This is a genomic window from Dongia sp., assembly GCF_041910485.1.
Taxonomy (GTDB): Bacteria; Pseudomonadota; Alphaproteobacteria; order Dongiales; family Dongiaceae; genus Dongia.
On sequence record NZ_JAYRQR010000031.1, the window covers coordinates 18,900 to 32,918 of the forward strand.

Annotated in this window: 13 protein-coding genes; 6 read left to right on the forward strand and 7 right to left on the reverse strand. The window is 63.1% G+C overall.

The features are described 5' to 3' along the window. Positions 1-41 precede the first annotated feature (41 nt). The 7 genes from ACE3PP_RS09070 to ACE3PP_RS09100 all read right to left on the reverse strand — a co-directional run bounded on the left by ACE3PP_RS09070 (position 42) and on the right by ACE3PP_RS09100 (position 7,209). Positions 42-1,559, reverse strand: a complete 1,518-nt coding sequence (locus tag ACE3PP_RS09070; RefSeq protein WP_374380831.1) for an ABC transporter substrate-binding protein — start codon at positions 1,557-1,559, stop codon at positions 42-44. Next, a complete protein-coding gene (locus ACE3PP_RS09075; protein ID WP_374380834.1) occupies positions 1,552-2,544 on the reverse strand; it encodes an ABC transporter ATP-binding protein in 993 nt (330 codons plus the stop codon). Before ACE3PP_RS09075 ends, ACE3PP_RS09070 begins: the two co-directional genes overlap by 8 nt. Then, on the reverse strand, positions 2,541-3,524 hold the full coding sequence (locus ACE3PP_RS09080) for an ABC transporter ATP-binding protein (RefSeq protein WP_374380837.1): 984 nt from the start codon (positions 3,522-3,524) through the stop codon (positions 2,541-2,543). The genes ACE3PP_RS09075 and ACE3PP_RS09080 overlap by 4 nt, the downstream gene beginning before the upstream one ends. Next, the gene (locus tag ACE3PP_RS09085; protein ID WP_374380840.1) at positions 3,521-4,369 is read right to left on the reverse strand and encodes an ABC transporter permease; all 849 of its coding nucleotides are present in this window, start codon (positions 4,367-4,369) and stop codon (positions 3,521-3,523) included. The genes ACE3PP_RS09080 and ACE3PP_RS09085 overlap by 4 nt, the downstream gene beginning before the upstream one ends. 13 nt (positions 4,370-4,382) lie before the next feature. Further along, positions 4,383-5,327, reverse strand: coding sequence for an ABC transporter permease (locus ACE3PP_RS09090; protein WP_374380843.1), 945 nt, complete (start codon positions 5,325-5,327; stop codon positions 4,383-4,385). Continuing rightward, on the reverse strand, positions 5,324-6,238 hold the full coding sequence (locus ACE3PP_RS09095; protein WP_374380846.1) for a proline iminopeptidase-family hydrolase: 915 nt from the start codon (positions 6,236-6,238) through the stop codon (positions 5,324-5,326). Before ACE3PP_RS09095 ends, ACE3PP_RS09090 begins: the two co-directional genes overlap by 4 nt. A 188-nt stretch (positions 6,239-6,426) precedes the next feature. Then, on the reverse strand, positions 6,427-7,209 hold the full coding sequence (locus ACE3PP_RS09100) for a carbon-nitrogen hydrolase family protein (protein ID WP_374380847.1): 783 nt from the start codon (positions 7,207-7,209) through the stop codon (positions 6,427-6,429). Positions 7,210-7,304: 95 nt separating this feature from the next. On the opposite strand from ACE3PP_RS09100, the gene ACE3PP_RS09105 reads away from it, so the two are divergent. The 6 genes from ACE3PP_RS09105 (at position 7,305) to ACE3PP_RS09130 (ending at position 14,009) form a co-directional block, all read left to right on the forward strand. Next, positions 7,305-7,832, forward strand: coding sequence for a GNAT family N-acetyltransferase (locus ACE3PP_RS09105; RefSeq protein ID WP_374380850.1), 528 nt, complete (start codon positions 7,305-7,307; stop codon positions 7,830-7,832). 180 nt (positions 7,833-8,012) lie between these two features. Then, positions 8,013-8,492: a formate dehydrogenase subunit gamma gene (locus ACE3PP_RS09110; protein WP_374380853.1), complete on the forward strand. Its 480-nt coding sequence runs from the start codon at positions 8,013-8,015 to the stop codon at positions 8,490-8,492. Next, positions 8,492-10,060, forward strand: coding sequence for a formate dehydrogenase beta subunit (locus ACE3PP_RS09115; protein WP_374380856.1), 1,569 nt, complete (start codon positions 8,492-8,494; stop codon positions 10,058-10,060). The genes ACE3PP_RS09110 and ACE3PP_RS09115 overlap by 1 nt, the downstream gene beginning before the upstream one ends. A gap of 11 nt (positions 10,061-10,071) precedes the next feature. Next, the gene (gene fdhF, locus ACE3PP_RS09120; protein ID WP_374380859.1) at positions 10,072-12,906 is read left to right on the forward strand and encodes a formate dehydrogenase subunit alpha; all 2,835 of its coding nucleotides are present in this window, start codon (positions 10,072-10,074) and stop codon (positions 12,904-12,906) included. Positions 12,907-12,913: 7 nt separating this feature from the next. Further along, on the forward strand, positions 12,914-13,759 hold the full coding sequence (gene fdhD, locus ACE3PP_RS09125) for a formate dehydrogenase accessory sulfurtransferase FdhD (RefSeq protein ID WP_374380862.1): 846 nt from the start codon (positions 12,914-12,916) through the stop codon (positions 13,757-13,759). Between the two features lie 13 nt (positions 13,760-13,772). Next, positions 13,773-14,009 (forward strand): formate dehydrogenase subunit delta, encoded by a 237-nt coding sequence (locus ACE3PP_RS09130; RefSeq protein WP_374380864.1) that lies wholly within the window; start codon positions 13,773-13,775, stop codon positions 14,007-14,009. Positions 14,010-14,019: the final 10 nt, after the last annotated feature.

Below are 14,019 nucleotides of genomic sequence, written 5' to 3' on the forward strand. Positions count from 1 at the left end.
GCAATCGCTTGCCCGGCCCTGCTTCTAAGTTCCGACGCGGTTTAGTTCTTCGCCGTGTCTTCCAGAAAGAAGCGGCCCAGCGGGTTCTGGTAGAAGCCGCTGATGTTCTTGCGCGTCACGTTGCGGTAGGGGCTGTAATAGAGATCGATCCAATGCGCCTCTTCCTTGGCGATGGTCTGGATCTCGATATACATGGCCTCGCGCTTTTTCGGGTCCATTTCGACGCGGGCCGCCGCCACCAGTTCCTTGACCTTGTCGTTCTTGTAATGGGTCATGTAATTGTTGTTGGCGTCATGACCCAGGACGAAGGTCGTCTTCTGGTCCGGGTCGATCACGTCATTGGTCCAATAGTTGATGGCGAGATCGTATTCGCCATTCACTTCCATGTCCCAGGACGAGCTGGGATCGACCTTGTTGATGTTGACCGTGACGCCGGCCTTGGCGAGCTGTTCCTGGATGAGGATCGCCGTCTGCTCCTGCACCTCGTCGCCGGTATCGACGATGAAGTTGAGGTTGAGGTCGGAAACGCCCGCCTCGGCCAGCAGTTTCTTGGCGCCTTCCGGATCGTAAGCGCGCAGCAGATTGTTGTCGTTGTGATAGAGGGCGCCCTTCGGCACGTAGGAATTGGCAACCTCGCCGAAGCCGAAGGTCGCGGTGTCGACGATGGCTTTCTTGTCGATTGCCATGTCGAGCGCCTGGCGGACCGGGATCTTCGCCAGGGTCTCGTTGCGCTGGTTGATGAGGAGATGATCCTCGCGCGTCGAGGGATCGAGATGGACCTCGAGGTTCGAATCCTTCTGCAACTCAGCAATGCGCGAGAAGGGCACAAAGATCGCGGCGTCAAGCTCGCCGGCCTGCACCTTCAGCATGCGGGTATTGTCGTCAGGCACCGAGATCCATTCGACGCCGTCGAGCTTCACGCGGTCCTTTTCCCAGAAATTGGGGTTCTTCTTGAGGACCACTTTCTCGCCGCGCTTCCATTCGACAAGCTCGAAGGCACCCGAGCCCAGCGGCTGGTCGGTCAAGGCATCCTCGCCCTTCTCCGTCACCCACTTCTCGGACAGGATCGAGGCGCCCGGCATGGCGAGCGAGGCGAGGAACGGGGCCGCCGGCTGGTTCAAGGTGACGACCAGGGTGCGGTCATCCTTGGCTTCCGCCGTCTTGATCACCTTGTAGCTGTCGGCCCAGAGGGAGCCGGGATTGTCGCGGATGCGGGTCAGGCTGAAGGCCGCGTCCTTGGCGGTGACGGGCGAGCCGTCGGAGAATTTCTCGTCGCGGATCTTGAACGTGTAGACGAGGCCGTCGGGCGAGATCTCCCAGCTTTCGGCGATGCCCGGCTCCAGCTTGGTGCCGGTCTTGTCGACGCGCACCAGCACGTCGAACACGTTCGAGAAAACCCAGAAATCGACGTTCTGCGTCGTCTTGATCGGGTCGAAGGTGGTGCCGTCCTCGCGCCGGCCGATGGTCAGCACGCTGTCGGCCGAGGCGATGCTGGTGCCGACCGTCAGCAGCGCGAACACGCTCGCCGCACACATACTCAAGAATTTCTTACTAGGCATGGATTGTCTCCCTCTCCTGTTCTCTGTGGATGCTTGGTTCGTCGTAAAGATGGCAATTCACTTTCACGGTGCCGATGCGCCGTTCGATCGGCAGACGCTCGCGGCAGATGGGCAGCGCCTGCGGGCAGCGCGGATGGAAGGCACAGCCCGGCGGGATATCGAGCGGGCTCGGCGGTTCGCCGCCCAACGGGTCCGTGGGCAGGCCGCGATCCGGGTCGATCTCCGGGATCGCACGCATCAGCGCCTGGGTATAGGGATGCTTCGGCGCCCCGAACACATCCTCGGTCGGCCCTTCCTCGACGATGCGCCCCAGATACATGACGGCGACGCGGTCACAGAGGCGCCGCACCACGCCGAGATCATGGGCGATAAAGATGAGCGCCAGGTTCATGCGCGCCTTGAGCTCGATCAGCAGGTTGATGATCTGCGCCTGGATCGAGACATCGAGGGCTGCGACACATTCGTCGGCGATGATGAGCTTCGGCTCGACCGCCAGCGCCCGCGCGATGCCGGCGCGCTGGCACTGCCCGCCGCTCAAAGCGCTCGGGCGCCGGTTGGCAAGCTGCGGCGACAGGCCGACGAGCTGCATCAGCTCGGCGACGCGCGCCTCGATCTGATCCGGCGGCACCTTCTTGTGGACCTTCAGCACCTCGGCGATGGCGCCCCCGATGCTCAGGCGCGGGTTGAGCGCGTTATAGGGATCCTGGAAGATCATCGCCGTCTCGCGCCGCATCGCCATGATATCGGCGGCGCTGCCGCTGGCGATATCGCGCCCGTCGATCGTCACATGGCCGGCGGTGAGTGGCCCCAGTTTCAGAATGGCGCGGCCCAAGGTCGACTTGCCGCAGCCGCTTTCGCCCACCAAGCCTAAGGTCTCGCCGGCTTTGAGCGCGAAGGTGACGCCATTGACCGCGCGCACCAACTTGCCCTTGGGCGCATGGAAATGGACTTCGACATCCTCGATATTGAGAAGCGTGTCGCTCATGCGCGCGCCTCCGTCACCGGGCAGGCGGCGAGATGCGTGGGTGCGCGTTCCGTCAGGCTCGGCACTTTTTCACGGCATGCGGCGACGGCGAGGTCGCAGCGCGGATGGAAGCGGCAACCCTCCGGCATGTTGCCGGCACTGGGCGGCTGGCCCTGGATCGACGGCAGCAGCTCGCCGCTCGTTCCATGCGCCGGCTGACAGGCGATGAGCCGCGCGGTATAGGGATGGAACGGCGCCTTCAAGACGTCACGCTTCGGCCCCCGCTCGACGATGCGCCCGCCATACATGACGGCGATGGAATCGCAGACTTGCGCGACGACACCCAGATCATGCGTCACCAGGATGATCGAAAGCCCGCGCTTGTCGCGAAGCTCCATCAGCAGCTTCAAGATCTGCGCCTGCACCGTGACGTCGAGCGCCGTCGTCGGTTCGTCGGCGATGAGGAGTTTCGGATCGCACGCCAAGGCCGCCGCGATCATCGCGCGCTGCTTCATGCCACCTGAGAATTCATGCGCATATTGCCGCGCGCGGCGGGTGGGATCGGGAATGCCGACCTGGCGCAGGAGGTCGATGGTCTGATCCCAGGCTTCCTTCTTGGAGACGTCGCGGTGGCGGGTAATCGCCTCGGCCACCTGATCGCCGATGGTCATGACGGGGTCGAGATGGCTCGCCGGGTTCTGGAAGATCATGCCGATCGATGACCCCCGCTCGGCACGGATCTCAGGCTCCGACATGGCGGTGAAGTCGCGGCCGTCGAAAATGACTTGGCCCTCGGCGATGGAGAGGTTGGCGCCGGGGAGGAGGCGAAGGAGCGCCCGGCAGGTGACCGACTTTCCCGACCCGCTCTCGCCGACCAATCCGAGGATCTCGCCACGGCCCAGCGAAAAGGACGTTTGTTCTACAATGTAGAATATGCGCCCGCCCATTTGCGCCCGGACGGCCAGATTTTCGACCCGTAAAAGCCCGTTTTGGGAGGTCATTCGCGGACCCCCAGCTTTTCGCCCAGCCCATCGGCCAGCAGGCTGAAACCCAGCGCCATGATGACGATGGCGAAACCGGGGAAGGCGGTGATCCACCAGGCGGTGGTGATGAAATTCTGCCCCTCGGCGATCATGATGCCCCATTCGGCGGTCGGCGGCTGGACCCCCAGCCCCAGATACGAGATCGCGGCACCCGAGAGCACCACCAGCACCACGTCCGACATGGAGAAGACGATCGAGTTGGTGAGCACGTTGGGGAGGATGTGGCGGAAGAGGATGCGGGGGTGGCTGTAGCCGAGGCTCCGCGCCGCGATCACATAGTCCGCCGACTTTGCCACCAGCACCTGGGCGCGGATCAGGCGCGCATAGGAGACCCAGCCCACCAGCGCCATCGCGACATAGAAGGAGGTGAGGCCGGGTTTCAGGATGGCGATGATGGCCAGCATCAGCACCAGGAACGGGAAAGCCAGCACGATATCGACGACACGCATCGCCACCGCATCCACGGCACGTCCCGCGTAACCGGCGATCGAGCCGATGGTGGTGCCGATGAGGAAGGGGAAGAAGACGCCGATGATCCCCATCTGCAGATCAATGCGCGCCCCCCAGATGATGCGCGAGAGAATGTCGCGGCCGAAATTGTCGGTGCCGAACCAATGCGCGAGGCTGGGACCCTGCAGCTTCACCTCAAGATTCTGCGCGATCGGATCGAACGGGGCGACGATGGGCGCCAAGATCGCCAGCAGCGCGATGGTGCCGATGATGGCGGCACCCAGGATGAGCGGCCGCGGATGCTTGCCGAAACGCGGCAGCCAGTTGGGGCGGAGAGCCACGGCGCTGCTCATAGCTCCACCCCCCTCACAATTCCACCCTGGGATCGATGGCGACGGTCAAGATGTCGGCGAGGAAATTGACGATGACGGTCGCACAGGCAAAGACCATCGCCACCGATTGCACCACCATGTAATCGCGCGTGAAGATGCCGCGCACCAGCAGCTGGCCCATGCCGGGGATGGAGAAGACGGTCTCGATCACGACCGATCCGCCGATGAGCCAGCCGATATTGACGGCGAGCAGGTTGATTGCCGGGATGACGGCATTGGGCAGCACATGGCGCCAAAAAACGCGCGCCTCGGACAGACCCCGCGCCCGCGCTGCCGTTGCGTGATCGGAGGCAAGTTCGGCGATCATGCTGGCGCGCAGATTGCGCGTGATGACGGCGGAAAGCGCCAGCGCCACGGTGAAGCAGGGCAGCACCAAGTGATGCAGCCGGTCGCCCCAGCTATCGCCATAGCCCGCGACGGGAAAGAGGTCGAGCTTCACGCTGAAGAGGATGATCAGCATGATCGCAAGCCAGAAGGGCGGAAAGCCGAGGCCGGCGGTGGAGAAGAGGCGGATCGCATGATCAGCGAAGCGCCCGCGCTTCACCGCTGCGACCGAGGCCAGCGGAATGGCCAACGCCAAGGCCAGCAGCACGCTGCCCAAAATGAGAAGCAGGGTCGGCGCGAGGCGCTCGGCGATGAGCTGCAGCACGGGCAATTTGTAGAGGATCGATTTCCCCATATCGCCCATGACCAGATTTTTGATGAAGTAGAGATATTGCAGCCAGATCGGCTCATCCAAGCCGAACTGCGCGCGGATGCGGGCGACCGCTTCCGGCGTCGATTTGGCCCCTAGGAGCACCCGCGCCGGATCGCCGGGGATGAGGCGCACCAGCACGAAGGTGATGATGCTGATGCCCAAGAGAACGGGCAGCAGCTGCAGCGGCCGCGCCAGGATGAAACGATAACGGTAGAGGTTCATTTGCCGCGCTGGTGATCGAGGAAATTGAGCAGCACCGGATAATAGGCGTGCGGCTCTTCATAGAAAGGCATGTGGCTGGAATTCGGGAAGACGTGAAGTTCTGCGTTCTTGAGGTGGAGCTTCATGCGCAGCGAACAGGCCGGTGTCAACTCGTCATGCTGGCCGGTGACGATAAGAGTCGGGCACGGAATCTTGTGAAGATCGGGGACGCGGTTCCAATCCTTGAGGTTACCCGTATAGAGAAACTCGTTGGGCCCTTGCATGGTGACATAAGGCCCCATGTTCCAATCGTCGAGCGAGCGCTTGACCGGTGCCGGCCATTCCTCGAGACGGCAGACATGACGGTAATTGAGGATGGTTACCGCCGCCTGATATTCGGGATGGGTGAGCGTCCCCTGCGCCTCGTGCCGCTGCATCATGGCGACCGTCTCGGAGCCCAGCGCGTCGCGCAGGCGCATCAATTCGGAGACCAGATGCGGCATGTCGGCATTGGTGTCGGCGAGGATCAGCGATTTCAGATTCTCTGGGTGCGTCACCGCATATTCGATGGAGAGCCAGCCGCCCCAGGAATGGCCGAGGAGATGGACGCGGCCCAGATTCAGCGCCTTCCGCACGGTTTCGACTTCGGCCACATAGCGTGTGATGTCCCACAATTTCGGATCCGTCGGCCGGTCTGAGGCGCCGGTCCCGAGCTGATCGAAGGCGACGACGCGAAAGCCTTTGTCCTTCAGACAGGAATGCGCCTCGCGCAGATAGTCGCAAGGAAGACCGGGGCCGCCATTGAGACAGAGCAGGGTTTCATCGCCGCTGCCGAAGGAATAGGCGATGACCTTATACCCATCGACAGTAATTTCATGCCGCTCATCGGCGGGAATTTCGCGCCACATCACCCGTCCCTCGTCACGTTTCAAGCCTGTCCCGTCACGCTCTTATCTGTCACACGTTCTTATTGGGCGTGTGTACAGCCGGCGATGCTAGGGCTTTCGCAGATGCAATATCAAGCGCATTCGCGCACCCATTGTCGCAAACCTAGGCCGTGCGCAGCGCGCGTGCTTGACGATAGGTGACCCGGATTTGACGGAATCGCGAATGCGCCGCGTCAGAGAAGACCCGAGAGGCGCATGCGCGCGTCTTTGAGATAGGGCAGGCGGGCGCGGGCCGCAGCGACGGCATTTCGATCGAGCGTGGCGATGACGGTCTGCGGCGCGTCGCCGGCGCGGGCAAGTTCCTGCCCGTCGGGTGCCGCGATGACCGAGAGGCCGGCATAGTCCCAATCGGCCTCGGCTCCCGCCCAATTGGCATAGGCGACGAAGAGGCCGCTTTCGAGGGCGCGCACGGGGATGAGTTTTTCCGCGATCATCGACCATTGGCGGCGGAGCGCCGTGGGTGCGATGACGAGATCGGCGCCGGCGATGGCGGCGGCGCGCACCATTTCCGGAAATTCGACGTCGTAGCAGATGAGCGGCGCCACGCGGAATCCGAGATAGGAGAAGGTGACGAAGCGATTGCCCAGCGTAAACGCCGCGCGTTCGTCATCGGACGGCAGATGCAGCTTGCGATAGCCGGCGACACGATCGCCATCGGCACCGAAGACCTGGACGGCATTGAAGACGGTGCCTTCCGCCCGTTCGGGATAGCCATAAAGCAGAGCGATCCCGGTTTCGCGCGCGAGTGCCGCCATGTCGGCGGCAAAGGGCCCATCGGCGGGTTCGGCCAGGGCCTTTATCTCAGCCGTCGGCAGACGATAGCCGGTCATGAACAATTCGGGCGTCACCAGGAGATCGACCTGGCCGCGAAGACGATGTGCCTCCGCGCGCAGTTGCTCCAATTGACGAGTCTTGTCGCCGGGATGGGATTGGAATTGGGCCAAGGCGAGACGCATGTCGTCCGACTTCCTTTATCGAAATGATGCGCTGTTGGTTGCTGCGCCGATTGTCTTCAGCTTGGCGACAGGTGGGAAGCGCTTATATCTCATTCATGGATATCAGAGCTGCACGTCCCACCGATCTTCCCGCCATCGCTGCGCTGCATGACGCGGCGTTCGGCACGACCTTTGAAGGAAAGCTGGTTGCCGATCTGACGGACGCGGATTTGGCCGCCATTTCCCTGGTCGCGGTGGAGGCCGGGCGCGTTGTCGGGCACATCCTCTTTTCGCCGCTGCTGGTCGAAGTCGGCGGTGCTCCGGTCATGGCCCTGGCCCTGGCGCCGCTCGGCGTCCTCCCCGCAGCACAGGGGAAGGGGATCGGCACCGCCCTCATCAAGGCGGGATTGGAAGAGGTGCGGGCGCAAGGCTGGGACGTCGTCATCGTCCTGGGCCAGCCAACATATTATGGGCGGTTCGGTTTTTCCGCCGGGCCGCTTGCGGGCTTTGCCGGACCATTCGAGGGGCCGGCCTTCATGGCGCTGGAATTGCGTCCGGGCGCGTTAAGTGATGGAAAAGGCAGGATAATTTACCCGGATTCCTTTGGCATCGCAAAGCCGGAAGCAAGCGTTCCCGTCAGCTGATAGCCGATTCCCGACGGTTTTGATAAATTTCTTTTATTAGGTCATAACCGGAAGCGATTTGAATCCCGCCGCCCGGTTGTGGATTTACTATTGGGATGTCGCTTTTAGGACACCAAGGCCGCGACCTTCGCCCTACATCCATGAGCGAAGAAGAGGCAAGGCCATCGGGAGAGATATGCCATGTCGGGATTAGCCGTCGCAAAATCCTGGGATAAGGATGCTGCCATCAGCATCGTCCAGCAGAAGAAGTCCCTGGATGGCGCGCTGATGCCCATCCTGCACGCACTCAATGACGCGTTCGGCTATGTCGATGACAGCATCGTGCCCGTCATCGCCGACGAGCTCAATCTCTCCCGCGCCGAAGTGCATGGCGTCCTCACCTTCTATCATGAATTCCGCCGCGCACCGGCCGGGCGCCATGTGGTGAAGATCTGCCGCGCCGAAGCCTGCCAGTCGATGCAGGGGCGCGAATTGGAAGAACATATCAAGCGGCACCTCAAGGTGGAGCTTGGCGACACCAGCGCCGACAAGCGCGTGACCTTCGAAGCCGTCTATTGCTTAGGCCTGTGCGCGACCGCGCCCTCGGTGATGATCGACGGCAAACTGCATGGCCGTGTCACACCCGCCAAGTTCGACAAGATTGCGGCGGAGCTGCGCTGATGACGACGATCTATATCCCCTGCGATTCCGCCGCCATCGCCTGCGGTGCGGAAGAGGTACTGCGCGCGCTCGAAATCGAGGCGCTGACGCAGAAGCTGGACCTGAAGATCGTGCGCAACGGCAGCCGTGGCTTGCTGTGGCTGGAGCCGATGGTCGAAGTGCAGACGCCCCAGGGCCGCATCGCCTATGGCCCGGTGACGCCGGAAGACGTCCCTGCCCTGGTCAAGGCGGGCTTCCTGGACGGGAGCAGCGCGCACCCGCTTTATCTCGGCAAGCCCGAGGAGATTCCGTACCTGAAGAACCAGGAGCGCGTGACCTTCGCGCGTTGCGGCATCATCGACCCCACCGACATCGAAGATTACATCGCCCATGAAGGCTATCGCGGCCTGAAGAACGCCGTGCGCATGAGCAGCGACGAAATCATCACCGCGGTGACGGAATCGGGCCTGCGCGGGCGCGGCGGCGCCGGTTTCCCGACCGGCATCAAATGGAAGACCGTGCAGGGTTGCGCCGCCGACCAGAAATATATCGTCTGCAACGCGGATGAGGGCGACAGCGGCACCTTTGCCGACCGCATGATCATGGAGGGCGATCCCTTCCTGCTCATCGAAGGCATGACCATCGCCGGTCTCGCGGTGGGCGCCACCAAGGGCTTCGTCTATATCCGCAGCGAATATCCGCTGGCCTACCAGCAGATGGAAAAGGCGATCGTCGCCGCCAACCGCAAGGGCTATCTGGGTCCCGATGTGATGGGATCGGGGAAGGCCTTCCAGCTGGAACTGCGCTTGGGCGCCGGTGCCTATATCTGCGGCGAGGAAACCTCGCTGCTGGAGAGTCTTGAAGGCAAGCGCGGCACGGTGCGCGCAAAGCCGCCGCTCCCCGCCATCAAGGGCCTGTTCGGCAAGCCCACGGTCATCAACAACGTGCTGTCCTTCGTGGCGGTGCCGACCGTTCTCGACAAGGGTGCGACCTTCTACAAGGATTTCGGCATGGGCCGCTCGCGCGGGACCAAGCCGTTCCAGCTTGCCGGCAACGTGAAGCATGGCGGTCTCATCGAGAAAGCCTTCGGCATCACCATCCGCCAGCTGGTCGAGGATTTCGGCGGCGGCACGGCGTCGGGCCGGCCTATTCGCGCGGTGCAGGTGGGTGGTCCCCTTGGCGCCTATTTCCCGGCGAGCCTCCTCGACACGCCGATGGATTATGAAGCGATGGCGGCAGCCAAGGGCATGCTGGGTCATGGCGGCATCGTCGTTTTCGACGACACGGTCGACATGGGCGCCCAAGCCCGTTTCGCGATGGAATTCTGCGCCATCGAATCCTGCGGCAAGTGCACGCCCTGCCGCATCGGCTCGACGCGCGGCGTCGAGGTGATCGACCGCATCCGTGCCGGCGAAAACCGGCAGAAGAACATGGAACTGCTCGCTGACCTTTGCGACACGATGCTCGACGGGTCGCTGTGTGCGCTGGGTGGCCTGACGCCGTTCCCGGTGCAAAGCGCCATCCGCCATTTCCCGGAAGATTTCAACCGTTCACCCCTGGGCTCGACGGCCCGCGCCGCGGCCGAGTGAGGAGATAGAAGATGCTGATCAAGGAAACCGATTTCGGCACCCCGATCCGCCTTTCCACCAAGATGGTGACGCTGACCATCGACGGCCAGGATGTGACCGTGCCGGAAGGCACCTCCATCATGCGCGCGGCGGCGGAGCTGGGCACCAAGGTGCCGAAGCTCTGCGCCACCGACAGCATCGAAGCCTTCGGTTCCTGCCGCCTGTGCGCGGTCGAGATCGAAGGCCGCCGTGGCACGCCCGCTTCCTGCACGACGCCGGTCGAGAACGGCCTCAAGGTCTGGACCCAGACCGGCAAGCTGGCGAAGCTCCGTCGCAACATCATGGAGCTTTATATCTCGGACCATCCGCTGGACTGTCTGACCTGTCCGGCCAACGGCAATTGCGAATTGCAGGACATGGCGGGCGTCGTCGGCCTGCGTGAAGTCCGCTACGGCTTCAAGGGCGCCAACCATCTGGAATCGCCCAAGGACGAGAGCAATCCCTATTTCACCTTCGACGCGTCGAAATGCATCGTCTGTTCGCGCTGTGTCCGCGCCTGCGAGGAAGTGCAGGGGACGTTCGCCCTCACCATCGACAGCCGTGGCTTCGCCTCGACCGTGTCGCCGGGCCAGAAGGAAGATTTCTTAGGGTCCGAATGCGTTTCGTGCGGCGCCTGCGTGCAGGCCTGCCCGACGGCGACCTTGATGGAAAAGAGCGTGATCGAAGCCGGCCAGCCGGAACATTCGGTCGTCACGACCTGCGCCTATTGCGGTGTCGGCTGCTCGTTCAAGGCGGAGATGCGCGGTACCGAAGTCGTCAACATGGTCCCCTATAAGGATGGCGAGGCCAATCACGGCCATTCCTGCGTCAAGGGCCGCTTCGCCTGGGGCTATGCGACCCACAAGGACCGCATCACCAAGCCGATGATCCGCGCCAAGATCACCGACCCCTGGAAGGAAGTGAGCTGGGAAGAGGCGATCAACCACGCCGCTTCCGAGTTCAAGCGCATTCAGGCCCAGTACGGCAAGGGTGCGGTCGGCGGCATTACCTCGTCCCGCTGCACCAATGAAGAAACCTATCTGGTGCAGAAGCTCATCCGCGCCGGTTTCGGCGTCAACAATGTCGACACCTGCGCCCGCGTCTGCCATTCGCCGACAGGTTACGGTCTGTCGCAGACCTTCGGCACCTCGGCCGGGACACAGAATTTCGATTCGGTGCGCGAAGCCGACGTGGTGATGGTGATCGGCGCCAACCCGACCGACGGCCACCCGGTCTTCGGCAGCCATCTGAAGAAGCGCCTGCGCCAGGGGGCGAAGCTGATCGTCGTCGATCCGCGCCGCATCGATCTGGTGAAGTCGCCGCACATCCAGGCCCAGCATCATCTGGCGCTGAAGCCCGGCACCAACGTGGCGATGGTGAATGCGCTGGCGCATGTGATCGTGACGGAAGGCTTGGTGAAGGAAGATTATGTCGCCGAACGCTGCGACATGATGGAATTCAACCGCTGGCGCGACTTCGTCTCCGACAAGCGGCATTCGCCGGAGGAGATGGAGAAATATACCGGCGTGTCGGCGGCCGAGGTGCGCGCCGCCGCGCGCCTCTATGCCAGCGTCAAGAACGCCGCCATCTATTACGGTCTCGGCGTCACTGAACACAGCCAGGGCTCGACCATGGTCATGGGCATGGCGAATTTGGCGATGGCGACCGGCAATGTCGGGCACATTGGTGCGGGGGTAAATCCCTTGCGCGGCCAAAACAACGTGCAGGGTTCGTGCGACATGGGCTCGTTCCCGCACGAACTGCCGGGCTATCGCCATATCTCGACGGTGGAAGTGCGAGAGCAGTTCAACGCCGCTTGGGGTGTGACACTGGATCCGGAACCGGGCCTGCGCATCCCCAACATGCTCGACGCCGCGATCGACGGCACCTTCAAGGGCCTCTATGTGCAGGGCGAGGATATCGCGCAGTCCGATCCCAACACGCAGCATGTGACGGCGGGCCTCGCGGCCATGGAATGCGTCGTGGTCCAGGACATCTTCCTCAACGAGACGGCGAACTATGCGCACGTCTTCCTGCCGGGCACGACCTTCCTGGAGAAAGACGGCACCTTCACCAATGCCGAGCGCCGCATCAACCGCGTGCGCCAGGCGATGCCGCCGATGCCGGGCTATGCCGATTGGGAAGTCACCATCATGCTTTCCAACGCGCTGGGCTATCCGATGAATTACAGCCATCCGTCCGAAATCATGGACGAGATCGCGCGCCTCACCCCCACCTTCAAGAACGTCTCCTACGCGCGGCTTGAGGAAATGGGCTCGATCCAGTGGCCCTGCAACGATGCCGCCCCCAACGGCACGCCCACCATGCATATCGACAAGTTCGTGCGCGGCAAGGGCCGTTTCATGATCACGGAATTCGTGCCGACCGAAGAACGGGTCGGACCGCGCTTCCCGCTGCTGCTCACCACGGGCCGAATCCTCAGCCAGTACAATGTCGGCGCCCAGACGCGGCGCACGCACAATGTCGCTTGGCACCCCGAGGACGTGCTGGAGATCCATCCGCACGATGCCGAGCAGCGCGGTATCCGCGAGGGCGACAATGTCTCGGTGGTGAGCCGCGTCGGCGAGACGACCTTGAAGGCCGTCATTTCCGACCGCATGCAGCCGGGCGTCGTCTACACGACCTTCCACCATGTGGGTACCGGCGCCAACGTCATCACCACCGATTTCTCGGACTGGGCCACCAATTGCCCGGAATACAAGGTGACGGCGGTTGAGGTCAGACTTTCCAACCACCAGTCGGAATGGCAGCGCGAATACGCCCTGTTCCGCGACGCGGCGCGGCGTATCGCCAAAGCCGCCGAATAGGGGAACGATGATCGAGAAGCGGCCCAGTTTCGACGCGGCGGCGCCGGCGGAATTGCCGCCGGCGGTAGCGCCCGTCAAGCTGCGCCAACTCGGCTTCGACGGCGGCGTCATCGACCGGCTGGATTTCCTTGCCGAGGAAGTGCCGGTGGCGCTGGTCTATAACGGCATCTCCCACGCCGTGATGATGGCAAGCCCCGCCGACCTCGAGGATTTCGCGCTGGGCTTTTCGCTCTCCGAAGGCATCATCGCCGGCAGCAATGAGATCCGCGACATCGAGACCGTTACCCATGAAAAGGGGATCGAGGTCAAGATCGAGCTGGCCTCGGAACGGTTCCATCAGCTCAAGGAGCGCCGCCGCACCATCGCCGGGCGCACGGGATGCGGCCTGTGCGGGCTCGATTCCCTCGACGCGGTGGCGCGCGATCTTCCGGTGGTGACGGCCGCAACTCAGGTATCGCTCGGTGCCATCGACAAGGCGCTTCATGCTTTGTCACCGGCGCAGGTTATGAACGCCAAGGCGCATGCGCTCCATGCCGCGGCCTTTGCCGACATCGACGGCAATCTGCTGCTGGTGCGCGAGGATGTGGGGCGGCACAACGCGCTCGACAAACTGATCGGCGCGCTGATGGCGAAGAAGATCGACACGACTTCAGGCTTTGGGCTCATCACCTCGCGCTGCTCGGTCGAGATGGTGCAGAAGGCGGCCATTGCCGGCTTGCCGCTGCTCGTCTCCGTGTCGGCGCCGACGGCGATGGCGGTGCGCGTCGCCGACGAGGCCGGCATCACCCTGCTGGCGCTGGCGCGCCGCGACAGCGCGCTGTCGCTCACCCATCCCAATCGCATTCTGCCTTAAGGGGGCTACACACGTGGACGACAACCGGCTCATTTCGATGGCGAACCAGATCGCCGAATTCTTCCAATCCTATCCAGAGACGGAAGCGGTCGCCGGCATCGCCACGCACATCGAAAAATTCTGGGACCCGCGCATGCGCCGCGGCATCTTCGCCCATCTCAAGGCGGGCGGTGCGGGCCTGAAGCCACTGACCTTGAAGGCGCTGCAGGATTTGGCTGCCAAGCAGCCCGACCTCGCCAAGAGCGCCTGACGGAAAGAGG